Raw genomic sequence first — 22,635 nt, forward strand, 5'->3', positions numbered from 1 at the left:
CTGATGCTGCCGGGCGTTCCGATGGGAGGATCCCGTCCGGCGAGACGGTTCGACGCCCGCCGGGCCGGACTAGACCTCCCGGAATCCCGTCTCATGCACCGCTTGACGCAGGGAATCGGCGATTCCCGGAGCCGAGGCGAACATGAAGTCGGGCGACATCCCGTCGCCGGGGTCCTCGTCGGCGGGCAAGCGGACCTGTGCGCCCGCCTCCTCGGCGATCAGGGCGCCCGCCGCCCAGTCCCACCGGTTGAGCCCGTGCTCGACGTAGCCGTCCACCCAACCCGCCGCGATGGCGCACAGATCCAAGGATGCCGCGCCCGCGCGTCTGATGTCGCGAACCCTGGGCAGCAACGCCGCGACGGCCTTGGCCTGTCTGGCCCGCCGATCCGCCGCGTAGGCGAACCCGGTGGCGACCAACGACAGCTCCAACCGCGTCGCGCCGGAGACCGCGAGCGGCATCCCGTCCAGGCTGGCGCCCTCTCCTCGTGCGGCGCTCCACACCCGGCCGGTCATCGGCTCGACGATCGCACCCGCCACGGACACCCCGTCCAACTGGGCGGCGACGGATACCCCGAACCAGGGATAGCCGTAGAGGTAGTTGACCGTCCCGTCGATGGGGTCGAGGACCCAGCAGAGCCTGCCCGGCTCCGGGAGGACGCCGCCCTCCTCCTCGCCGAGGATCGCGTCGTCCGGTCTACGACGGGCCAGCTCCGTGCGCAGCAGGCGTTCGGCGGCCCGGTCCGCCTCGGTCACGACGTCGGTGCTCGTGCTCTTCGTCTCCACGCCCCCCGTGTAGACGTTCGCGCCACCACGCAGCGTGCGCACCAACTCGGCCGCGATCAGTGCCACCTCGACCGCTACGTCGCGCAGCTCACCGTGGCTTACCTGCGGGTTCACCCGCTCATCGTCTCCCTGAAGTCCCACCCCTCCATCTGACCACATCGCTACCGGACATCGACGCGCTGCAAATGACGGCAGTCGATATAGACCACTTGGCACACCAGGGGGTCACCATCGTCGGGGAATATGTCCTAAGGTCTCCCCACCATTACTGAATCGAGAAGGAAGGACCTCGGGATGGGCGGCGCTACCCGCGGTTTCGGTATTGACATCGGCGGTTCCGGGATCAAGGGATGCCTGGTCGATCTCGAGGCGGGATCACTCGACGGGGAACGACTCAGGATCCCCACTCCACAGCCGTCCGGGCCCGAGGCGGTGGCCGAGGTGGTCGCCGAGATCACCACGGCATTCAAATGGGAGGGCCCGGTCGGCGTGACACTGCCGTGCGTGATCTCCGATGGCATCGCACGCAGCGCGGCCAACGTCGACAAGGCGTGGATCGGCACGGATGCCAGATCGTTGTTCGCCCGCCGGTTGGACCGGTCGGTGGACGACATCGTCGTGCTCAACGACGCGGATGCGGCGGGGACCGGCGAGATGACCTTCGGAGCAGGCGCCGATAGACAGGGCCTCGTGGTGGTGCTGACCTTCGGTACTGGGATCGGCAGCGCCATGTTCCTGAACGGCAGGCTGGTGCCCAACACCGAGTTCGGCCATCTGGAGGTCGACGGGCATGATGCTGAGAAGAAGGCGGCTGCCTCGGTCAAGGACGACGAGGAACTCAGCTACGAGGAATGGGCGAAGCGAGTAGATCGTTATATTCACGCCTTGGAGAAGGTCATCTGGCCCGATCTGATCATCGCGGGCGGCGGGGTGAGCAAGAAGGCCTCCCGATGGCTTCCGCTGCTCAATGCGCGAACCCCGATCGTCGCGGCTCATCTGAAGAATGACGCAGGCATCGTGGGCGCCGCCTCTGCGGCCTGGAATCACGCCTGACAGGACGGTCGACGACCGACGATGCGGCCGGCGGGGGACTCGCACCTCGTTCCCCGGACCGGATATGTCGTTACAATGGAACGCATGCCCGGCCGGTTGCCTCCAGTGAACTGGTAAAACGGGTGATCCCCCTGAACATCTGGCGGCCGAGGTTCGCGACCTGCGGCCTGCCGTGATCGATCGTCGCGAAAGGGCGTACGTGGCAGCCGCAGAAACCGCAACCCGACGCTCCAGCTCCGCCGCCGCAGGCGGCGCCAAGTCGACGACGGCCACGCCGGCGCAGGCGGCCGCGAAGCTTGACGCCGACTCGGCCGCGAAGAAGCCGACCGCAGTCAGGAGGACCTCGGCGACCAAGTCGACCGCCGGGGCTTCCAAGACGTCGGCGAAGAAGGCAGCGCCGGGAACGAAGAAAGCACCCGCCAGGACAACCACCACTCGGGCAAAGAAGGGCGCCGCCAAGGGCGAGGCGGGTCCCAACGAGGGCATGGAGCTCGACGAGGCCGTCGAGCTCGACCCGGCGCCCGGCAGCGATGAGCTGGCCGAGGTCACGGCCGACCTCACCGACGACATCACCGAGGTCGAGGCCACCAGTGAAGAGGTGGCCAAGGCCAACAGCAGTGACTTCGTCTGGGATGAGGAGGAGTCCGAGGCCCTGCGTCAGGCACGCAAGGACGCGGAACTCACCGCCTCGGCAGACTCCGTCCGTGCCTATCTCAAGCAGATCGGCAAGGTCGCACTGCTCAACGCCGAGGAGGAGGTCGAGCTCGCCAAGCGGATCGAGGCCGGTCTCTACGGCGCCGAGCGGCTGCGCAAGATCGAGGAGGAGGACGAGAAGCTCTCTCCGCAGATGCGCCGCGATCTCCGTTGGATCGTGCGCGACGGCGAGCGGGCCAAGAGTCACCTTCTGGAGGCGAACCTTCGTCTCGTGGTCAGCCTCGCCAAGCGCTACACCGGCCGAGGCATGGCGTTCCTGGATCTGATCCAGGAGGGCAACCTCGGATTGATCCGCGCCGTGGAGAAGTTCGACTACACCAAGGGCTACAAGTTCTCGACGTACGCCACCTGGTGGATCCGTCAGGCGATCACCCGCGCCATGGCAGACCAGGCCCGCACCATCCGTATCCCGGTGCACATGGTCGAGGTCATCAACAAGCTGGGTCGTATCCAGCGCGAGCTGCTGCAGGACCTGGGCCGCGAGCCCACGCCCGAGGAGCTCGCCAAGGAGATGGACATCACCCCGGAGAAGGTGCTGGAGATCCAGCAGTACGCCCGGGAGCCCATCTCGCTGGACCAGACGATCGGTGATGAGGGCGATTCGCAGCTCGGCGACTTCATCGAGGACTCGGAGGCCGTGGTCGCGGTCGACGCCGTCTCGTTCACGTTGCTGCAGGATCAGCTTCAGTCCGTGCTCGCGACTCTGTCCGAGCGCGAGGCGGGCGTGGTCCGACTTCGTTTCGGTCTGACCGACGGTCAGCCGAGGACCCTGGACGAGATCGGCCAGGTCTACGGCGTGACCCGGGAGCGCATTCGTCAGATCGAATCGAAGACGATGTCCAAGCTTCGGCACCCGTCCCGGTCCCAGGTACTTCGCGACTACCTGGACTAGGGCGCGAGTTCTACGCCCGACGCGGCTCCGAGTCGATTTCGACTCGGAGCCGCGTTGTGTTCGGGATAGGGCGAGAATGCCAGCCGGAATCCGATTTTCGCTGCGGGCGTAATCGAGATGGCTATCGGATGTCGGCGTCCGATCGGGAACGTCACCGCATCCCTGTAACCTATTCTGACCTGCTCGTCTTTATCCCGATTCAGGGATGACGGCCCCACGAGCCAACAGAAATCGACCGTGAGTGACATTTGCAATACTCACAGTGATTTCTTGAGCAGGCGTTAGGCCATCCGAGAAATCGGGGCTGCTGCAACCGGGTGTTTAGACGTGATCCGGCTCGCCGCGAGCCTCGGGAACACTGACGGGACGCCGAGCGTCTGTAAGAGTGGGTGGCAGCGAACACCACGGCCCGCTCGGTGAGTGGGTCCACCGGTGGACGCGGCAGGCCCGACGGCGTCGGAACCCCCGACCCGGGACGGAGGGAGAGGCAACATGACAGGAACACTCACCCGCCCCGAGCTCACCGCTGCAGACCGCTGCGACCGCTGCGGGGCGGCAGCCCAAGTTCGCGCCGTCCTTCCCTCGGGTGGCGAGCTGCTCTTCTGCGGCCACCACGCGCGGGAACACGAATCGCGTCTCCGTGAACTGGCAGCCGATATCCAGGACGGCTGATACCCGCTGCCTGCTTACGAATCCCCGGGCGGGAACCCACGATGGGTTCCCGCCCGGATTCGTGTTGGGCTCGGAAATCCGGCTCAACGGCCCGACCCGGGTCATCCCGGGCTCGGTCCCCCCGATCGGGTCAGCTATTCGGGAGAACGCGTTCGAAGGCGAGCTCCGCAGCGCCGAGCAGGCTCGCCTGAGCCCCCAGCTCCGCAGGCCGGATCCGAACGGCTCTGGAGGCTGCTCGGCCGACCAGACTCCGTCCCCGCGCCCGTTGCTCGACACCGGCCAGCAGGGACGCCGGAACCTCGGCGAGCAGACCGCCGAGTACGACGAGCTCCGGCGCCAGGAGATTCACTAGATTGACCACACCGACGCCCAGCCACCGGGCGTACTCCGCAAGCCCGGCGTCGGCCGCTACCTGTTCCTCGGTAAGCCCACGCAACTCTGCGACCAGACGCCGCCGGGAGGTGTCCTCCGGCAGGCTCAGCGCCCGGCAGAGGGCCTGCTCCCCCACCTCGGTCTCCCAGCAGCCTCGGCACCCGCAATAGCAGAGCCTGCCGTCCGGGCGGAGGATCATGTGTCCGACCTCGCCGACGTGGCCGGTGGAACCCCGCAGCGGAACACCACCGGTGATCACGCCGCCGCCCACTCCCACATCGGCGGAGAGGTAGACGGCGTCGCCGACCCCGCGGGCGGCGCCCCTGCTGTGTTCGGCCATCGCGCCGAGGTCCGCGTCGTTGCCGATCGCCACCGGCAGGCCGAGCCCGTCGCCGAGCAGTGTTCCCAGTGGCACCTCGCTCCAGCGCAGATTGGGCGCCTCATGAACGAGTCCGTCCGATCGACGAACGATGCCGGGCACGGAAACGGCAGCCCCCACGGGTCGTAGACCGCCGAGGCTCAGCGTCTCCGCTATCGCCAGGACCCGTTCGACGACCACCCCGTGCTCGGTGTCGCCTCTGCGGGCGGGGCTGTTGCGCCCCACCAGGATGCGGCCGCCGAAGCCGACCAGGGCGACGGTGAGTCGTTCGACCGCGACATCCACCGCGAGCACACAGAGCGCCTCGGCTCGGGGCGAGACCAGCAGCGAAGGGCGGCCTGCGGTCCCGTTGGGCTCGACGGAGCGCTCCGTCACGAGACCGCTGGCCGCCAGCTCGTCGACCAGTGCCTTGATCGTGCTGCGGTTCAAGCCGAGTTCGGCGGCCAACTCGGTGCGGCTACCGGGCCCGACCGTGTGCAGGCGATGAAGCAGGGTGCTGCGGTTGTGCCTGCGCACGCCATCCGGACGGGCTCCCAGTGCCATAAGCCACTACCGCCCCACGGCGGCGGCTCGTCGACGGGAGATGGCGTCCACACTCGCGGCGAGCAGGAGAACCAGTCCCGTCACGATGGAGACCATCGCGGCGGACTGCCCGAGCAACCCGAGTCCGTTGTCGATGGTGGCGATGACCGCTCCACCGATCACCGCGTCGCGCACCCGGCCCTTGCCGCCGAACAACGAGGTGCCACCGATCACGGCCGCGCCGACCGCGAACAACAGGGTGTTGCCGCCACCGGCCTGCGGGTCGACCGAGCCGACCTTCGAGGAGTAGATGATGGCTCCGACGGCCGCGACCGTGGAACACACCACGAACACGCTCATGCGCAACTTGGCGACATCGATTCCGGCGCGACGCGCCGCCTCACGGTTGCCGCCGATCGCGTAGAGGTGCCTGCCGTATCGGGTGCGGTCCAGCACGAAGGTGCCCAGGACGAGCAGGGCCAACACGATCGGGACCACGTAGGGCACTCCCTGGATCTCGATGGTGTCGCTGTTGGACCGGTTGACCGTGAGCAGTGCGGTGGCGGCCGCGCCCAGCACCAGGACGGCGCCGACCCTGATCAGCACCAGCGGAGTCGGCTGGGCGACCAGTCCGTTGCGGAGCCGGTTCCAGTGCCGGATGAGCAGCAGCGCCGCATAACCGCCTGCGGCGACCACGAAGAGCACCCAGCTGCCCCACACCGGCAGGTTCCCGTTGGCCACCGAGAACATCACGTCGTTGCGTAGGCCGAGGGTGCCGCCCTGACCGATGAGCTGCAGGACGACACCGCCCCAGGCGAGGAACAGCGCGAGGGTCACGACGAAGGCCGGAATGCCGACGCGGGCGACCAGGTATCCGGTCAGACAGCCGATGGCGGCACCGACGCAGATCGCCAGCAGCATCTCCAACCACGGGTTCGCCGGGACGCCGATCAGCACCAGCACCACGCCGAGCAGTGCCAACGCGGCACCCGCCCATACCCGCATGATCAGCGCCAGCACCGCGGCCAGGATGAGCCCACCGCAGAAGACGGCGAAGACCGTGGTTCCCATGGCACCCAGGAGGTTGCCGCCCTCGACCAGGTGCAGGGCCATCACCGAGGCCGCCACGCCACTCGCCGTTCCCGCTGAGAGGTCGATGTCGCCCATCAGCAGGACGAAGACCAGGCCCATCGCGATCACGGCGGTGCCCGCGCCCTGGCTGAGCAGGTTCGCCAGGTTCCCCAGGGTCAGAAATCGATCCGAGAGCAACGCGAAGACGATGAAGAGGGTGGCGAGGCCGAGTAATGCGGGTAATGCACCGAGCTGGCCACCGCGCAGTCGGGACACGTAATCGCGTAACGCGCCTGCGGTATCGCGGCGGGTGGTGTCGATTCCGAAGTTCTCATGGGAATCCGAAGCTGCTTGGTCGGCAGGCGGTTTGTCAGCCGAGGAGGCCGAGACCTCAGTCATGTCGTCATCCTTGCGCGGTGAGGGCACCGCCTAGCGGTGCTGCCGTGATCTTGCGGTTCGGCGCGCGGCCGAGTGAGGCAGGTCGTGTCCGGTGCGTGTGACGCGGCGTTGTTCGGAGCGAGGTGCGTGACACGCTCGTCGTCGCACCGACCGGAAGAACCGGTGGCCGCCTGCGCGTGAGCGCCTTCTCGTCGACTACGCGGTTCTAGATGGCGGCGTTCTCCGCCCGGGGAAGGCCCAGATCACCCGACCGGCCTGCGGTGATGAGTTCGACCACCTGGCTGTTGTTCGTCTCCTTGACCGGGAGTTCCGCAACGAGTCTGCCCAGGTAGAGGGTGGCGATCCGGTCGGCGACCTCGAACACGTCGTTGAGGTTGTGGCTGATCAGCACCACTCCGAGTCCCTGTTCGGCCAGTCGGCGAACCAGGTCGAGAACCTGCCGGGTCTGCGCGACGCCCAAGGCGGCGGTGGGTTCGTCGAGCAGGACGACCCGACTGTCCCAGAGCACGGCTTTCGCGATGGCGACGGTCTGCCGCTGCCCACCCGATAGGGAGGCCACCGAGGTGCGGACCGACGAGACGGTCCGCACCGAGAGGGAGGCCAGCGTGCTGCGGGCCGCCTTCTCCATGTCCGCTTCGTCCAGCAGTCCGCCCTTGAGACGTTCGCGGCCGAGGAACATGTTCTGCACGATGTCGAGGTTGTCTGCCAGGGCGAGGTCCTGATAGACGACCTCGATCCCCAGTTCCGCAGCGTCCTTCGGGTCGTTGATCCGCACCGGCTTTCCGTCGAAGATCACTTCGCCGGAGTCGATGGGATGAATGCCCGCAATGGACTTGATCAGTGTCGACTTACCCGCACCGTTGTCGCCCACCAGCGCGGTGACCTGGCCCGGCCGGACGGCGAAATCCACATCGTGCAGTACGTGGACCGGGCCGAAGCTCTTGTTCACGGCGCGAAGTTCCAGAATCGGATCGCCGTCGGCCATGGGGACACCCCTTCGAGAATCAACGAGAAGCAACACGAATTGCAGTGCGCCGCCGGAGGCACGATGACGCGCCTCCGGCGGAGAAGCGAGGGATCAGGAGATACCGAGCTCGGTGCAGGCGTCGTCGACCTCGCCTGCACAGAGGTCCTCGACGGTGACCCACTCGTCGTCGACGACCTCTTGGACGTTCTCGGCCGTCACGAGGACGGGCTCCAGGAACACCGAGGGAACCTCACGGTCACCCTCCTCGTCGGTGCTGACCTCCTGCGCCACCGCATCGGCCGCCTCGATATCGCCGTGGGCCAGCGGAACCGCCAGGTCGACCAGCGCCTGCGCCTCGGCGAAGACCGGCTTGTAGACCGTCATGCACTGGTCCCCGAGCAGCACGGAACGCAGCCCCTCCAGGGAGGCATCCTGTCCGGTCACGGGCACCTCGCCCGCCAGACCTGCCTGCTTCAGCACCGTGATCACGGCGCCGGCCAATCCGTCGTTGGCGGCGATGACGCCGTCCACCTCACCACCGTTGGCGGTCAGGATCTGCTGGAACGTCCGGCCACCGACCTGGTTCTCCCACTGGTCGATCGGCTGGCTCTGGACGAGCTCGTACTCACCGGAGTCGTACAGCGGCTGCAGGATCTCGCGCTGCCCGTTCTGGAAGAGCGTCGCATTGCTGTCGGTCGGCGAGCCCTGGATCTCGATGATCTGTGCACCCTCCTGATCACCGATGCAGTCGACAAGGCCTTGGCCCTGCAGGGTGCCGACCTGGGTGTTGTCGAAGGAGACGTAGTACGAGGCGCTTCCGCCGAGCGTCAGCCGGTCGTAGTCGATCGTCGGGATACCGGCGGCCTCGGCACGCTGCTGGACTGCGGCGCCGCTCTCATTGCTGAGGTTGGTGATCGCGAGGACGTCGACGCCCCGTTGGATCATCTGGTCCGCGATCGTGGAGAACCGTTGGATATCACCCTGGGCGTTCTGGATGTCGGCTTCGACGCCGGCCTCGGCGAACGCGTTCTCCAGGTACGGCTTGTCGAAGCCCTCCCACCGGGCGGAGCTCTCCGTGTCCGGCAGGACGACGCCGACCACCAGGCCCGTCGAGGCTGCGCCCGGCTCGGATCCGGAATCCTCCGGCGCCTCCGAGGCCTGGTTGGCTCCACAACCTGCGAGGGCGAGAACTAATCCGCTGGTCGCGGCGATCATTGCCTGGGCGCGCATGGCATCCCCTTCTCTTCGTCGAGCACCGAGCGCAGCACGTTCTGCGCGGAGGGTGGGGAAATGTTGTGCGCCACAACGTAACGTCCTAACGGGTGATGCGGAACACGGCAGAGGCACAACTTTGAGAAGTTAGGTCACGATCTGACAAAACTCGGCCGTAACGTTCACTGAAGATGCTCGAACCGGGACAAACGGCGCAACGTCGGTTGAGAGTTCTTGCGGGAGCGGCATCTGGCTGATCCGGTTCGCCTAGGCTCACGACACGGTCCGTCCGGCCAATCCGCGCGGCGGGCTTGACGTTTCAGACTGCCTCGACCGTCGGCACCGAACACCGGAGATCAGATTGAGCGACCCAGCACCCCGCCTGCGGCCGGTGCCACCCCTGCCGGAGCATGCGAAGGCCTTCGTGAACGGACGGACGAAGAACCTGGTCAACGTGCTTCGTTGGCTCGCAGTACGCACCTCCTTCGTGGAGAAGGAGATCCTCGGACTCGACACGGTCGTCCGTCCCGGTGACACCTGCATCGACATCGGTGCCGAGTACGGGTTGTACACCTACCAACTCCTCAAGCTGGTCGGCGCGCAGGGCGCGGTGCACACCGTGGAGCCCCAGCCCAGCCTGGTCAAGGCACTCCGGCTGGCGATGCGGGCTCTGGGCGCGAGCAACGTCCACGTGCACAGCACCGCGGTCGGCTCGGCTTCGGGTTCGGGAGTGCTCAGCCTTCCCCGTCGCAACGGACTGCCGGTGCACGGGCGGGCCTTCCTCACCACCGGGGCCAAGAACGAGGGCCCCAACGCGGAATTCGCCTCCCGGAAACCGTTGCGCGTACCGGTGATCACGCTCGACGAGCTGTGCGACCGGGAGGGGCTGAAGGAAGTCCACTTCATCAAGGCCGACGTCGAGGGCGCGGAGCTGACGCTGCTGGAGGGCGCGACCAAGATCCTGAAGGAACAGCGTCCCGCGCTGTTGCTGGAGATCGAGGACCGGCATCTCGCCAAGTTCGAGCACCGGGCCGAGGATCTCGTCGGACGACTGGCCGAGCTGGACTACGTCCCCTATGTCTGGCAGGACGGCTGGCGCAAGGTCGAACGGGTCACCGAGGTGTACCGCAACTACCTCTTCACCGCACGGCCGCTCAAGGCCGCCTGATCGCCGCCCGGCCCGCCGACACCGGCCACCGGTCTGATCGCGCGCTCGCCACACCCGCTCACCAGGAGCGAAGGGTGGCGATCCGCTCCTCCAGCTGATCGACGGTCGCCATCGCTGTCGGCGGGCCGCCGCAATACTTGCGCAGCTCGTTGTGGATCGCTCCGTGCGGCTTCCTGGTCCGATGATGGTGCAGAGCGACCAGGGTGTTCAGCTCCTTACGCAGGTCCGCCAGCCGTTCGGTGGTGTTCTTGGTACGCGCCTGAGCAGCCGGTCCCGCAGCCGCCTCCTGTTCCGCCTTCCGCGCCGTCGCGGCGTCGAGCTGTTTCTCCTGCCGCTGCCGCAACAGAGCCCGCACCTGGTCCGGTTCGAGAAGCCCCGGCAGCCCCAGGTAGTCCTCCTCCTCGGAGCTCGCGGCGAAGGCCGCGGTCCCGAACGACGAACCGTCGTAGATGAGCTGGTCCAGCTCGGCCTCGGCGCCCAGGGAGGTGAAGGCCTTCTCCTCCTCGCCCGGCTCGTCCTGCTGCCGATTGGCGTCGGCCAGCAGCTCGTCGTCCCAGCCGTTCTTCTCGCGATGCGGCTTGCCGATGACGTGGTCCCGCTGCGCTTCCAACTCGCTGGCCAGATCCAGCAGCACCGGGACACTGGGCAGGAACACACTGGCGGTCTCGCGCGCCCCGGAGGGTCCGGCCTTGGGTTTGCGCGCTCGCACGAATCGCCCGATCGCCTGGGCGAAGAACAATGGGGTCGACGCGCTCGTCGCATAGACACCCACCGCCAGCCTCGGGACGTCGACGCCCTCGCTGACCATTCGGACCGCGACCATCCATCGGTCGTCCGACATCGAGAACTCGCCGATCCGGCTGGAGGCCTGTGGATCGTCGGACAGCACCACCACCGGTTCGACCCCGGTCATCGTGGTCAAGATCTTCGCGTAGGCCTTCGCCGAGACGTGGTCGGACGCGATGACCAGCGCACCGGCATCGGGCATCCCGCCCGCTCGCAACTGGGAAAGCCGGGTATCCGCCGCCTGCAGTACGGCGGGTATCCAATCGCCGCCGGGATCCAACGCGGTCCGCCAGGCGCGACCGGTCTCCTCGGCGCTCAGGGGCTCGCCGAGCCGGGCGACGTACTCGTCACCGGCGCTCGTGCGCCACCGGGCCTCACCGGAATAGGCCAGGAACAGCACCGGCCGCACCACGCCGTCGCGCAAGGCCTCGGCGTATCCGTAGGAGTGGTCGGCCTTGCTACGAGGCGAGCCCGCGCCGTCGGGTTCGTAGGTGATGAACGGGATCGGCGTGTCGTCGCTGCGGAACGGCGTGCCGGTCAGCGCGAGTCGTCGGGTCGCAGGCGAGAACGCCTCGCGTACCGCGTCGCCCCACGATTTGGCGTCGCCCGCGTGGTGGATCTCGTCGAGGATCACCAGGGTCTTGCGGCGCTCGGTGCGAACCCGATGCAGTGTCGGGTGTGCCGCGACCTGCGCATAGGTCACCGCAACGCCATCGAGGTCCGCCGAACTGGCACCTGCGGCATTGCGGAAGGACGAGTCCATCGCCAGCCCCACGGCGGCGGCGGACTCGGCCCACTGGTGCTTGAGATGTTCCGTCGGCGTGACCACGGTGACCCGTTCGATCACCCGGTCCGCCAACAGCTCCGCAGCGATGCGCAGCCCGAAGGTGGTCTTTCCCGCACCGGGGGTCGCCACCACCGTGAAGTCCTGCGGAGAGTCGGCCAGGTATCGGGTGATCGCCCGACGCTGCCAAGCACGCAGCGGGCGTCCTCGCGGATCCGCGGGCGCCGGTGGTTCCGAGGACTCGGAGACGGCGGTGAGGCGATCCGTTGGCGAGTGAGCCACGGCGGCTTGCATCTCCTTCCGGCGCGACGGTCCGAGGTCCGGACGGGCGAGGTCCCCCGGCGTGAGCTCTCCACGCCGGATCGGCGAGGGTCTCTGGTCGAGGCAGCCGGGAGTTTACCCGTCAACGCGCAGGCTCAGCGGCCGCCGCAGGTGGCGGTCGGGCACGGCGCGGACCCCGAACCGAGCACGTCGGATCGGGGTTCGAACGTCTCCTCGTTCACGACGACCGAGGCAGGCCGGAGCTGCTACACCGGCGGCGATGCAGGTCTTGGTGTCAGTCCTTGCCGCCGGGCGGAAGACCCTCGAAGATCTTCTTGCAGTCCGGGCACACCGGGGAACCCGGCTTGGGCGAACGCGTGACGGGAAACACCTCGCCGCACAGCGCCACCACATGCGTACCGGTCACCGCGCTCTCGGTGATCTTGGCTTTGCGCACGTAGTGGAACATCTTCGGCGTGTCGTCGCTGGTCGTGTCGACGCCCTCCGGGCGGGTATCGACATCGGGCAGCGTCTGCGTCGGAGTACTCACATCGTCCATGATGCCCCAGGCAACGAGGCACGGACTACAGGAGGCGTTGTGACCGCCAAGCAGCTGATGATCAACGAGGAGGTCGCCGACGCCCTCGCACAGGGTCGAGGCGTGGTGGCGTTGGAGAGCACCCTGCTCGCCCACGGCCTGCCCGCCGGTCGCAACCGTGCGGTGGCCGCCAGGTTGGAGACCGTGATCCGTAATGCGGGCGCGGCGCCCGCCACCATCGCGGTGCTCGACGGCACGGCGCGGATCGGCCTGACCGAGGCCGAGCTGGATCGGGTGTGCGACCCGGCCGCCGATCTCGTCAAACTCTCCCGCCGGGACCTCGGTCCGGCGTTGGGCCTGCGGGGTAACGGCGCGACCACGGTGGCCAGCACCTCGGCGCTCGCGCACGCAGCGGGTATCTCGCTGTTCGCCACCGGCGGGATGGGCGGGGTGCACCGGGGGGCCGAGACGAGCTGGGATGTCTCCGCCGACCTCGACGTACTGGCGTCGACTCCGGTGACGGTGGTCTGCTCGGGTGTGAAGTCGATCCTCGATATCCCGGCGACGCTCGAAGTGCTGGAAAGCCGTTCGGTTCCGGTGCTCTCCTACCGCACCGACCACTTCCCGGCCTTCTATCTGCGTGATTCGGGACTGCCCTCGCCGTGGCGGGTGGACAGCCCCGAGGCGGCCGCCGCCGTGATCGCCGCCCACCACGCCTCCGTTCCCGGCGACGCGGGCGTTGTACTGGCGAACCCGATCCCCGCCGTGCACGAGATGCCGCGCGCCCTTCACGACGAACTGCTGCGCACCGGACTCGAGCTGCTGGCGGAGAAGGGGGTGCACGGCAAGGACGTCACGCCGCTGCTCCTCGAGCACTTCCATCGCACCAGTGAGGGCGCCAGCCTCGACGCGAACGAGGAACTCGTCGTGTCCAACGCCGAGTTGGCAGCGGCGGTGGCCGTCGCGCTCGCGGAATCCCGATGACCGCGCCCCGCCCCCGGGTGGTCGTGGTCGGCGACACGGGGCTGGACGTGGTCGCATCGCATCGCGCGCCCCTTGCATTCGGCGGTGACACCCGAGCCCGGGTCACGATGACCGCTGGTGGTGCAGGCGCGAACACCTCGGTGTGGCTGGCCCGCTGCGATGTCGAGCCGTTGTTGGTCGCCAGGGTCGGCGACGACTCCGCAGGGCGACAGGCTGCGGCCGAACTCACCTCGGCAGGAGTGCGTTGCGTCTTCACCGTGGACCCGAACGCCGCGACCTGCTGCGTCGTCGTGTTGGTGGATGCGAACGGACAGCGCACCATGCTCCCCGACCGTGGCGCGAGCGGCCGGGTGTCCCCCGACGATCTGGATCCGGGGCTCCTGGACGGCACGGCGGGACAGCGACCGGCGCATCTGCATCTGTCCGGTTATCTGTTACTGGATCGGACGTCCAGGCCCGCAGGCGTGGCGGCGCTGCGTGCCGCGAAGGAGGCGGGCTTGACCACCTCGGTCGACCCGCAGGCGGCTGCGCTGCTGCGGGCGCAGGGCAACGACGACTTCCTCGCTGCCATCGAGGGTGTCGACCTGCTGCTGCCCAACACCGACGAGCTGACGGCGTTGACGGGGTCGCCGGAGCCTCGATCAGCGGCGAGTCTGTTGGGGCTGGTCGGCGCGGTGGTGGTGACCACGGGCGAATCCGGAGCGAGCTGGGTGGACGCCGAAGGCGTGATCTCGGTGGAGGCGCCTGCCGTCGAATGCGTGGACTCCACGGGCGCCGGTGACGCCTTCAACGCGGGCTTCCTCGGATCCTGGCTGCGTGGCGGCGCCCCGCTCGACGCGTTGCGTGCGGGAGTCAGCGCAGGCAGCAGCGCGGTGAGCCATGTGGGGGCACAACCGCCGCCGTTGGATGCCCGACCCGCCTGATCTCGTGGGCATCCCCGGCCGGGAGAGGTGGGCGATACGGCTTCGATCTCGTCATTCGTCGTCACTCCCTCGATCGGAGGATGAGAAGATCGCGCTCGGCAGGGGCCGACGGCACGTCGGGGCGGCCCACGCAGGCGGAGGGGATTTAATGCTCAAGAAGGTGCTGGCAACGTTCGGACACGGCGGAGCGACGGTCGAGGTACTGCCATCGGCTCCCGAGGTCACCCCGGGCGAGACCATCTCGGGTCAGGTGTTGCTCCTCGGTGGTCAGGTCGATCAGGAGTTGGGTTCGTTATCGGTCGACCTGGTCACCGAGGTGCACATGGGTGAGAACAGCAGTGCGGATCCCTCGGAGGACCCGACCGTCACGCTGCCGTTCACGAAGGTCGAGGTCGGTTCCCGCAGGTTGATCCAGCCCGGCGAATCGATCATGCTCCCCTTCGAGCTGACCATGCCGTGGGAGACGCCCATCACGATCAGCAGGACCGGCTTCCTCAGCGGAATGGCGGTGGGCATCCGTGCCGAGGCCGACCTGAACATGACCTTCGTCGACGCGGTCGCGATCGCGCCGATAGTGGTGACGCCACTGCCGTCCCAACAGCGGATCCTCGATGCGATGACCAACATCGGCTTCGTGCCGAAGGCCGCCGACATGGAGTACAACTCCCTGCGCGGCGTCGAGCAGCAGTTGCCGTTCATCCAGGAGATCGAGTACGAGCCGCCGACAGAGTTCTCCGAGAACCTGCACGATGTCGAACTGACCTTCGTCGCCCGCGCGCACGATCTCCAGGTGGTGCTCGAGGTGGACAAGCGAGTCCGGGTGAGCAAGGGCGAGGACATCACGGCTCGCGGCGAGACGACGATGGGCGATTTCGTGCTCCTGCACGAGGAGATCGACGAGATCGACTGGGAGGACCGGCTGCAGGCCTGGCTGACCAACGTCGCGCGGACGCCCGCCATCCTCGGCTGAGAACGGGCCGCCGGGGGCGGCGCGATGCACAGTCGGCGAGGACGATCGCCTCGCCGCCGGAGTGAGCGTCGCCCCCTACAACGAACCCCTCGGTCACCCCGTCCATCGCATCGCGGAGTGCGGCGGGCAGGCGATCAATCGGCGGAGTCGATCACCTGATGATCCCGGCCTTCCACGGCCCGGGAGCCCCGGCGGAATCTGTTGACGTCCTCGCGCTTGGCAGGCGGCGCATCGTTGGCGATCAACACGGCCATCCAGGGCAACGGGATCGACAGAGCCAGGAAACCGAGGGCCAGCCACCAGATCTGGTAGGTCAAGGCCGCCGCGATCACGCAGGCCAGCCGGATCGCCATCATCGTCGAGTACTTGCGTCGACGCCGGGCGTGTTCATCCTCGTGCGACGGTGCGGCCTCGGTGATCAGGATCGGGTGATCACCACTGCTGGACCCGTTCATGCACACCACCTCGTCCTTCGGCCACTCATCGTGCCACCATCGGCCGGTTGCGATCCGATCGGGACCGAGCCGCCCATGCGGGTGATACAGGTCACCGCCACCGGGAACCGATTCGGCGTCCGCGCGGGACGAGAATCGAGCGGCGCGATCAACGGCCCGGGTAGGCGGCCGGTTCCATCCGGCGAATCACGAGGGAGATGCACGGTGCTCTACGGGTTGACCAAGAACGTCGTCGGACCACTGGCCCGCCTGGTCTTCCGGCCGAGCATCGAGGGTCTGGAGAACATCCCGAAGTCGGGCCCGGTCATCCTCGCGAGCAATCACCTCTCGGTGGTCGACAGCCTGGTGATCCCCCTCGTCCTGCCGCGTCGCGTCGCCATCCTGGCCAAGGCCGAGTACTTCGAGGGCAAGACCGTTCGTGGCCGATTGTTGCGGTGGTTCCTGGGCAGCCTCGGCCACATCCCGGTGCGACGAGGCCATGGCCGCGCGGCGAAGGACGCCCTCCAGCAGGCGGAACGAGTCCTGCTGTCGGGCGGTGCCTTCGCCATCTATCCCGAGGGAACCCGCTCCACTGACGGCCGGATGTACCGAGGCCGCACCGGGGTGGGGCGGTTGGCGCTGAACACCGGTGCTCCCGTCGTGCCCATCGCACTGAGCGGCACCGAGGATGTTCAACCGATCGGACGACGCTTCCCCCGAATCAGGCCGATCACCGTGCGGTTCGGCCCGGCGATGGACTTCTCCCGATACGACGGGATGGCCACCTCACTCCCTATCCAGCGAGCGGTGACCGACGAGGTCGTCTACCGAATCCTGGAGCTCTCCGGTGCGGAGTACGTGGACAGCTACCGGCAGGCCGCCGCCTGATCGACGGCGGGATGTCCGGTGCGCTCGGCAGGCTGTGACTGCGGAAGTGAAGGTTGAGACACATGAGAGCGATAGTGGCCAGAGTCTCCCGAGCGTCCGTCCGAGTCGCGGACGAACTGGTCGGCTCGATCGACGAGCCCGGCCTCCTCGTCCTGCTCGGCGTCACCCACACGGATGACATTTCGCGAGCGGTGGCGATGGCGGGGAAGCTGCACGAGCTTCGAATCCTGCCCGGCGAGCAGTCGTGCTCGAGCACCGGAGCACCGCTGTTGGTGGTCAGCCAGTTCACCCTCTACGGAGACACCAGGAGGGGGCGACGACCCTCGTGGAGCGCCTCGGCACCGGCTGCCGAGGCCGAGCCCCTGGTCGCCGAGGCAATCGCTGAACTGCGACGACGCGGTGCTCGCGTGGCGACCGGACGCTTCGGCGCCGAGATGGCGGTGGAGAGCGTGAACGACGGTCCGTTCACGGTGCTCGTCGAGGTTTGACGCCTGCCGGTGGTCGGACACCCAGATGTCTGGTGGGTTCTCTCAGGCGATCCTCAGGCACGCCGAAGCAACCCCTGTGACGACGGCGACGTCTTCTGTGTGTGCGACTCGGGAACGAACCGGGACCCGAGCGCGTTAGCCATATAAGCCGACGTTCCGAGCCAGAGATCCGATCCACGGCGCCCTGGCAGGGTGCTCCGCCAGCGCTGTAACGCAGGCGGTGTCCTGCCACAGTTTGCCGACATCCCGTGACAGGGAGGGAAGTCCATGACCATCCCGCAGACCATCCCTACCGCCGAAGCCTACGCCGAGGCCGACCTCGACGCACAGGGCCCCGCCGCCGACCTCGTACGGGTGTACCTCAACGGGATCGGCAGAACTGCGCTGCTCACCGCCCAGCAGGAGGTCGACCTCGCCAAACGCATCGAGGCGGGGGTCTTCGCGCAGCACATGCTGGACACCGCGAAGCGGCTCTCGCCTGCGCGGCGGACCGATCTGCGGGCACTCGTCCGGGACGGCCACCGGGCGAAGAATCACCTGCTGGAGGCCAACCTGCGCCTGGTGGTCAGCCTCGCCAAGCGCTACACCGGCCGAGGCATGCCGTTGCTCGACCTGATCCAGGAGGGCAACCTCGGGTTGATCCGCGCCGTGGAGAAGTTCGACTACACCAAGGGCTTCAAGTTCTCCACGTACGCCACCTGGTGGATTCGTCAGGCGATCACCCGGGGAATGGCCGACCAGGGCCGCACGATCCGGCTACCCGTCCACCTCGTCGAACAGGTCAACAAGCTGGCCAGGATCAAGCGTGACCTGCACCAACGGCTGGGCCGCGAGGCGACCCACGAGGAACTGAGCGAGGAATCCGGCATCCCGGCGCACAAGGTCGGCGACCTGTTGGACCACTCCCGCGACCCGGTGAGCCTGGACATGCCGGTCGGAGCCGAGGAGGACGCCCCGTTGGGCGACTTCATCGAGGACTCCGAGGCCACCGACGCGGAGAACTCGGTCATCTCCGGCCTGCTCCAGGACGACCTCCGTCGAGTGCTGGGCACGCTGGACGATCGCGAGCAACATGTGATCCGACTGCGCTACGGGCTCGACGACGGCCAGCCGCGGACGCTCGACCAGATCGGACGCAGCTTCGGTCTGTCGCGGGAACGGGTTCGCCAGATCGAACGCGAGGTGATGGCCAAGCTCAGGCAGGGCGACCGTGCCGAACGGTTGCGTGCCTACGCGAGCTGATTCGTCGGCCGCATCACCCGAACAGCCGAGTTGACTTGTGATTCAGATCACGGCAATCTCGTAGTCAAGCGCGCGCGGGGACGGTCGATCAGCCCGTCCCCGCCTCCATCCGGGAGGTCGGACTCGTCGGGGGCGAGTCCGACCTCCCGTCCACGTCCGAGAACGACTCGCGCGCCAACCCGGCCCACTGCCTAGCCCGTCGACCTGGCGCCTCGGCGTGCCCGAGCACCGAGCGGCATCGGCCGTCGAGGAGACCCAACGCTCGTGCGCGATGCTCCCCTCTCTCCAGCGTGTGTCGTACGCAGCACGATGCCCGGCCCCGCATTCGCGGAACCGGGCATCGGCTGGGGGGCTGGTCGGTTGGCCTGCTGGGGAACCCGATCAACTCGCTTCGAGGACCACGGTGCGCTCGCCGATCGGCTCGGCCAGTTCGACGCTGACCGGGCGGATACGGATGTCCTGGGTGCAGATCGCGTCCTCACCGGGGCCGGTCTCCACGAGCTCGATGGTGACCGAGTCCGCGGTCTCCTCGACGAGCTCGGCGCTGACGACCGTGCAGCCACCCTCGCGGCCATCGGTGCCGACCACGGTGCCGTCCTCGCTGGTCCACACCTCGACGGGGTAGTCCTCGGGCAGCGCCGCGCTGTCGACCTGCTCGACGGCGAAGGGCTCCGCGTCCGCAGGTGCCTCCTCGATCGGCGGAATCTCCGGCGCGGACATGTCCCGGCTGTGCGACTCGGTCGCCTCGGTCTCCTCGGGTGTGGGCGTCCCGCCGTACCCGACGTCGTCTCCGGTATCGGCGCACGCGGAGACTGCCAGGAGCAGGACCCCCGCACCTACTGCGTTCATAAGGCGTCTCATGCTCATAGGACGGAGTGCGCGCCGGACCGGGTTGCTCCGAATGGTGCAGTTACCTGTTCGTTATCTTCGCGTGGACGCCGGGAGGACCGACCGGGCAGCTCGGCGCAGCCACCCGGATCACGCGATGTCGACATCCCTTGCCGGACCGACTATGGCAACGGCCGGATGTCGCGGCGGAGCGGATGGTCGGCCGGGATCTCGACCAGGACGATGCGCATCCCGTCCGGATCCTCGATCCACGCCTCGTCGAGCCCCCATGGCTCGCGACGGGCCTCCCGGAGGATGGGTAGATTGCGCCCGCGTAGCTCGTCGAGCGTCGCAGACAGATCACGAACCTGTAGCCACAGGGATTGATCGGGGCTCGCACCGCGACCGCCCTCTCCGGAGACCTCCAGAAAGCCGGAGCCCAGGAAGAAGACGGTTCCGACGGCGAACTCCCGGTGGACCGCCAGTCCGAGAGTGTCCCGATAGAACGCCACACTGCGGTCGCGATCCGCCGGTCGCAGCAGCATCCGACCGCTCAAAACCTCCATAGCCACGCCCTTCTCCGCTCGAAGTCAGGATCTTCAGCCTCGCACGGCCCGAGGACTCCTACCGGACTCAGCAGGATCGATCTCGCCCTGCCGATCAAAAATCTGATATCAGTTTGCTATAGTCGGCGGCAACGGAGAACAACGGGAGGAAACCATGACCACCTCGACACCGGCTATCGAGCAGGTGCCCATGCCGGCACCGGTAGTCCGCGAACGGAAAGCGTTCGTGGCATCCGGACCACTCATGCTGCTGCTCGGGTTCATCCTGCTCGTCGGCGGAGTGATCCTCGGCTTGGCGGGCATCGACCGCGGCATCGCACTCATCGGCGTGGCCGCAGTCGTGCTGATCCTGGGGATCGTCATCCTCAGCGGCCTGATCATGGTGCAGCCCCGCGAGGCGCGTGTCCTGCAATTCCTCGGCCGTTACACCGGCACCGTCCGTGAGGACGGACTGCGCTGGGTCAACCCCTTCACCTCACGCACCAAGGTCTCGACCAGGATCCGCAACCACGAGACCACCGTCCTCAAGGTCAACGACGCGGATGGCAGCCCCATCGAGATCGCGGCCGTGGTCGTCTGGCACGTCGAGGACTCGGCACGGGCCATGTTCGAGGTCGACAGCTTCGTCCGGTTCGTCCAGACCCAGACGGAGACCGCGGTCCGTCACATCGCCACCAGCTACCCCTACGACTCCAACAGCTCGACCCGAACCTCCTTGCGCGAGAATGCCGAGGACATCACCGAGCAGCTGTCCGCCGAGATCGGGCTCCGGGTGGAGTCCGCCGGGGTCAGGGTCATCGAGTCGCGATTGACCCACCTGGCCTACGCACCGGAGATCGCCCAGGCCATGCTGCAGCGGCAGCAGGCAGGCGCGGTCGTCGCCGCCCGTACTCGCATCGTCGAAGGCGCCGTCGGCATGGTGGAGATGGCGTTGGACAAGATCGCCGAACACGGCGTGGTCGAGCTCGACGAGGAACGGAAGGCAACCATGGTCAGCAACCTTCTAGTGGTTCTGTGCGGCGACCGGTCCACGCAACCGGTGGTCAACACGGGATCCCTCTACCAGTAGCGCCGTGGCGGAGCGAAAAAGCGTCCTCCTCAGGTTGGACCCAGCGGTGCACGACGCGCTGGTGCGGTGGGCCAACGATGATCTGCGCAGTGCGAACTCGCAGATCGAATTCCTCCTCCGCCGTGCCCTCGACTCCGCTGGACGACTCCCCAAGAACGCAGGTAAGCCCGCCCGGCGCGGTCGACCACCCAAGAAACAACCTGACGAGCCGCCACCCGAGACCGACCCCGTCGAGAAACCGATAGACGAGTGAATCGGCGTAGTACGCGATCGAAGTCGACCGACTCGCAGTGCCTCGGCGGAGGTGCTACTCGAAACCTCGGGTAGCATCTCCGCCGTGCAGCGCTATTGGTGGTTTACCGAGCCGGCCCTGGGTGGGCCGGGCGGCGAGACCACGCGCTGACCAGACAACTCCCATCCAGAGCCGGCGAACAGGGTCTTCTCCCTGTTCTCGCGTGCACTGCCCATTCATGGCAGGCCGGCTCTGATGCTGTTGGGGTTCGGTCTGCGGAAAGGCGCCGATCGTGTCCCTCGCAATCCCCGCCAGCACCGACTCGGTTCGAGATCGGCATATCGCCGAGATCAGGCCGTTGGTCTCCCCCGCCCTGCTCCGTGACGAACTGCCGCTGAGCGACGATGCCGCTCGGGTCGTCACCACCGGACGGGACGAGGTCACCGACATCCTCGACGGTCGGGACGATCGCCTACTCGTCGTGGTCGGACCATGTTCGGTGCACGACCCGGACGCCGCGCTGACCTACGCTCGCCGATTGGCCGAGCTCGCCCAATCGGTAGGCACGGAACTGCGCATCGTGATGCGCGTCTACTTCGAGAAGCCCCGCACCACGCTCGGGTGGAAGGGCTTGATCAACGACCCCGAGCTCGACGGCAGCTTCCAGGTCAACAAGGGCCTGCGGTTGGCGCGGAAGCTGCTGTTGGATATCCTCGATCTCGGTCTGCCGGTCGGCTGCGAATTCCTCGACCCGATCACACCGCAGTACATCTCCGACACCGTGAGCTGGGGCTCCATCGGCGCGCGGACCGCACAGAGCCAGGTGCACCGACAACTCTCCAGCGGCCTGTCGATGCCCATCGGCATCAAGAACGGCACCGACGGGGATGTACAGGTCGCGGTCGATGCCGTCGCTGCGGCAGGCTCCAGCCACGTCTTCACCGGCATCACCGACGGCGGTTTGGCCGCGATCCTGCGCACCACCGGCAACCCCGACTGCCATGTCGTGCTCCGAGGTAGCTCGGCGGGACCCAACTACGACGCGGCGACGATCGCCACGACGATGGACCTCCTGCGATCCGCCGGACTGCCTGCCCGCGCGATCGTCGACGCCAGCCACGGCAACAGCGGCAAGGACCACCGAAGGCAACCGGTCGTCGCGGGCGAACTCGCCGAGCGATTGGCCGGGGGCGAACAGGGACTGGTCGGCGTGATGCTGGAGAGCTTCCTCGTCGAGGGCAGGCAGAACGTCGTGGCGGGCGAGGAACTCCGCTACGGCCAGAGCATCACCGACGCCTGCATGAGCTGGGAATCGACCGAGTCCACGCTGCGTACGCTGGCCGACGCCGTCGCCCGACGGCGCGGCGCAGCGGCAGGCTGACCGATCCGGTGACCACGCCGGGAGGACTCCGGGCAGCCCGCAGGCTCGGAGCCCCCG

23 protein-coding genes are annotated in these 22,635 nt (G+C 67.6%); 13 read left to right on the forward strand and 10 right to left on the reverse strand.

Going from position 1 to position 22,635, the window contains the following annotated elements; translation table 11 throughout:
• Positions 1-69: 69 nt before the first annotated feature.
• A complete protein-coding gene (locus BKA25_RS18825) occupies positions 70-897 on the reverse strand; it encodes an inositol monophosphatase family protein (RefSeq protein WP_069853427.1) in 828 nt (275 codons plus the stop codon).
• Positions 898-1,077: 180 nt separating this feature from the next.
• On the opposite strand from BKA25_RS18825, the gene ppgK reads away from it, so the two are divergent.
• The 3 genes from ppgK to BKA25_RS18840 all read left to right on the forward strand — a co-directional run bounded on the left by ppgK (position 1,078) and on the right by BKA25_RS18840 (position 4,114).
• On the forward strand, positions 1,078-1,836 hold the full coding sequence (gene ppgK, locus BKA25_RS18830) for a polyphosphate--glucose phosphotransferase (protein ID WP_069847908.1): 759 nt from the start codon (positions 1,078-1,080) through the stop codon (positions 1,834-1,836).
• 199 nt (positions 1,837-2,035) lie between these two features.
• Positions 2,036-3,442 (forward strand): RNA polymerase sigma factor, encoded by a 1,407-nt coding sequence (locus tag BKA25_RS18835; protein WP_069847906.1) that lies wholly within the window; start codon positions 2,036-2,038, stop codon positions 3,440-3,442.
• A 492-nt stretch (positions 3,443-3,934) separates the two neighbouring features.
• Positions 3,935-4,114: a DUF7455 domain-containing protein gene (locus BKA25_RS18840; protein ID WP_084642719.1), complete on the forward strand. Its 180-nt coding sequence runs from the start codon at positions 3,935-3,937 to the stop codon at positions 4,112-4,114.
• 130 nt (positions 4,115-4,244) lie between these two features.
• Here BKA25_RS18840 and BKA25_RS18845 read toward each other — a convergent pair whose 3' ends face one another.
• The 4 genes from BKA25_RS18845 to BKA25_RS18860 form a co-directional block, all read right to left on the reverse strand.
• Positions 4,245-5,408, reverse strand: coding sequence for an ROK family protein (locus BKA25_RS18845; protein ID WP_069847901.1), 1,164 nt, complete (start codon positions 5,406-5,408; stop codon positions 4,245-4,247).
• Between the two features lie 6 nt (positions 5,409-5,414).
• Positions 5,415-6,857 (reverse strand): sugar ABC transporter permease, encoded by a 1,443-nt coding sequence (locus tag BKA25_RS18850; RefSeq protein WP_069847899.1) that lies wholly within the window; start codon positions 6,855-6,857, stop codon positions 5,415-5,417.
• Between the two features lie 205 nt (positions 6,858-7,062).
• Positions 7,063-7,842, reverse strand: coding sequence for an ATP-binding cassette domain-containing protein (locus BKA25_RS18855; RefSeq protein ID WP_069847897.1), 780 nt, complete (start codon positions 7,840-7,842; stop codon positions 7,063-7,065).
• A gap of 93 nt (positions 7,843-7,935) precedes the next feature.
• Positions 7,936-9,054 (reverse strand): sugar ABC transporter substrate-binding protein, encoded by a 1,119-nt coding sequence (locus BKA25_RS18860; protein ID WP_069847895.1) that lies wholly within the window; start codon positions 9,052-9,054, stop codon positions 7,936-7,938.
• Between the two features lie 343 nt (positions 9,055-9,397).
• Between BKA25_RS18860 and BKA25_RS18865 the strand changes: the two genes are divergently transcribed.
• Complete coding sequence (locus BKA25_RS18865) at positions 9,398-10,204, forward strand: FkbM family methyltransferase (protein WP_172803754.1); 807 nt, start codon at positions 9,398-9,400, stop codon at positions 10,202-10,204.
• A 58-nt stretch (positions 10,205-10,262) separates the two neighbouring features.
• On the opposite strand, the gene BKA25_RS18870 is transcribed toward BKA25_RS18865, so the two are convergent.
• Both BKA25_RS18870 and BKA25_RS18875 read right to left on the reverse strand, forming a co-directional pair.
• Positions 10,263-11,972: a DEAD/DEAH box helicase gene (locus BKA25_RS18870; protein WP_375791891.1), complete on the reverse strand. Its 1,710-nt coding sequence runs from the start codon at positions 11,970-11,972 to the stop codon at positions 10,263-10,265.
• A 358-nt stretch (positions 11,973-12,330) separates the two neighbouring features.
• Complete coding sequence (locus tag BKA25_RS18875; protein ID WP_069847893.1) at positions 12,331-12,594, reverse strand: DUF3039 domain-containing protein; 264 nt, start codon at positions 12,592-12,594, stop codon at positions 12,331-12,333.
• A gap of 57 nt (positions 12,595-12,651) precedes the next feature.
• Here BKA25_RS18875 and BKA25_RS18880 point away from each other — a divergent pair, with 57 nt between their 5' ends.
• The 3 genes from BKA25_RS18880 (at position 12,652) to BKA25_RS18890 (ending at position 15,450) form a co-directional block, all read left to right on the forward strand.
• The gene (locus tag BKA25_RS18880; RefSeq protein ID WP_069853424.1) at positions 12,652-13,557 is read left to right on the forward strand and encodes a pseudouridine-5'-phosphate glycosidase; all 906 of its coding nucleotides are present in this window, start codon (positions 12,652-12,654) and stop codon (positions 13,555-13,557) included.
• Positions 13,554-14,480, forward strand: a complete 927-nt coding sequence (locus tag BKA25_RS18885) for a carbohydrate kinase family protein (RefSeq protein WP_069847891.1) — start codon at positions 13,554-13,556, stop codon at positions 14,478-14,480. Before BKA25_RS18880 ends, BKA25_RS18885 begins: the two co-directional genes overlap by 4 nt.
• A 160-nt stretch (positions 14,481-14,640) precedes the next feature.
• Positions 14,641-15,450, forward strand: a complete 810-nt coding sequence (locus tag BKA25_RS18890; RefSeq protein WP_172803753.1) for a sporulation protein — start codon at positions 14,641-14,643, stop codon at positions 15,448-15,450.
• A 134-nt stretch (positions 15,451-15,584) separates the two neighbouring features.
• Here the strand turns inward: BKA25_RS18890 and BKA25_RS18895 are convergent, their stop codons facing one another.
• Positions 15,585-15,905 carry a DUF3099 domain-containing protein gene (locus BKA25_RS18895; protein ID WP_069853423.1) on the reverse strand — a complete coding sequence of 107 codons (321 nt, stop codon included), beginning with the start codon at positions 15,903-15,905 and terminating at the stop codon, positions 15,585-15,587.
• Between the two features lie 204 nt (positions 15,906-16,109).
• On the opposite strand from BKA25_RS18895, the gene BKA25_RS18900 reads away from it, so the two are divergent.
• The 3 genes from BKA25_RS18900 (at position 16,110) to BKA25_RS18910 (ending at position 18,502) form a co-directional block, all read left to right on the forward strand.
• Entirely contained in the window at positions 16,110-16,772 is a 663-nt protein-coding gene (locus BKA25_RS18900; protein WP_069853422.1) for a lysophospholipid acyltransferase family protein, read from the forward strand.
• Positions 16,773-16,834: 62 nt separating this feature from the next.
• Entirely contained in the window at positions 16,835-17,260 is a 426-nt protein-coding gene (gene dtd, locus BKA25_RS18905; RefSeq protein WP_069847887.1) for a D-aminoacyl-tRNA deacylase, read from the forward strand.
• Positions 17,261-17,527: 267 nt separating this feature from the next.
• Positions 17,528-18,502: a sigma-70 family RNA polymerase sigma factor gene (locus BKA25_RS18910; protein WP_069847885.1), complete on the forward strand. Its 975-nt coding sequence runs from the start codon at positions 17,528-17,530 to the stop codon at positions 18,500-18,502.
• A 381-nt stretch (positions 18,503-18,883) separates the two neighbouring features.
• On the opposite strand, the gene BKA25_RS18915 is transcribed toward BKA25_RS18910, so the two are convergent.
• Together BKA25_RS18915 and BKA25_RS18920 are read right to left on the reverse strand one after the other, a co-directional pair.
• A complete protein-coding gene (locus tag BKA25_RS18915) occupies positions 18,884-19,351 on the reverse strand; it encodes a hypothetical protein (RefSeq protein ID WP_221312373.1) in 468 nt (155 codons plus the stop codon).
• Positions 19,352-19,512: 161 nt separating this feature from the next.
• A complete protein-coding gene (locus BKA25_RS18920) occupies positions 19,513-19,896 on the reverse strand; it encodes a VOC family protein (protein WP_069847883.1) in 384 nt (127 codons plus the stop codon).
• A gap of 154 nt (positions 19,897-20,050) precedes the next feature.
• Here BKA25_RS18920 and BKA25_RS18925 point away from each other — a divergent pair, with 154 nt between their 5' ends.
• The 3 genes from BKA25_RS18925 (at position 20,051) to BKA25_RS18930 (ending at position 22,578) form a co-directional block, all read left to right on the forward strand.
• Complete coding sequence (locus BKA25_RS18925) at positions 20,051-20,965, forward strand: SPFH domain-containing protein (RefSeq protein WP_069847881.1); 915 nt, start codon at positions 20,051-20,053, stop codon at positions 20,963-20,965.
• 4 nt (positions 20,966-20,969) lie between these two features.
• Positions 20,970-21,218 carry a type II toxin-antitoxin system antitoxin gene (locus tag BKA25_RS27975; protein WP_069847879.1) on the forward strand — a complete coding sequence of 83 codons (249 nt, stop codon included), beginning with the start codon at positions 20,970-20,972 and terminating at the stop codon, positions 21,216-21,218.
• Positions 21,219-21,486: 268 nt separating this feature from the next.
• Entirely contained in the window at positions 21,487-22,578 is a 1,092-nt protein-coding gene (locus BKA25_RS18930) for a 3-deoxy-7-phosphoheptulonate synthase (RefSeq protein WP_069847877.1), read from the forward strand.
• The last annotated feature ends 57 nt before the right edge of the window (positions 22,579-22,635 follow it).

It is taken from the genome of Actinoalloteichus hymeniacidonis (genome assembly GCF_014203365.1).
Classification (GTDB): domain Bacteria; phylum Actinomycetota; class Actinomycetes; order Mycobacteriales; family Pseudonocardiaceae; genus Actinoalloteichus_A; species Actinoalloteichus_A hymeniacidonis.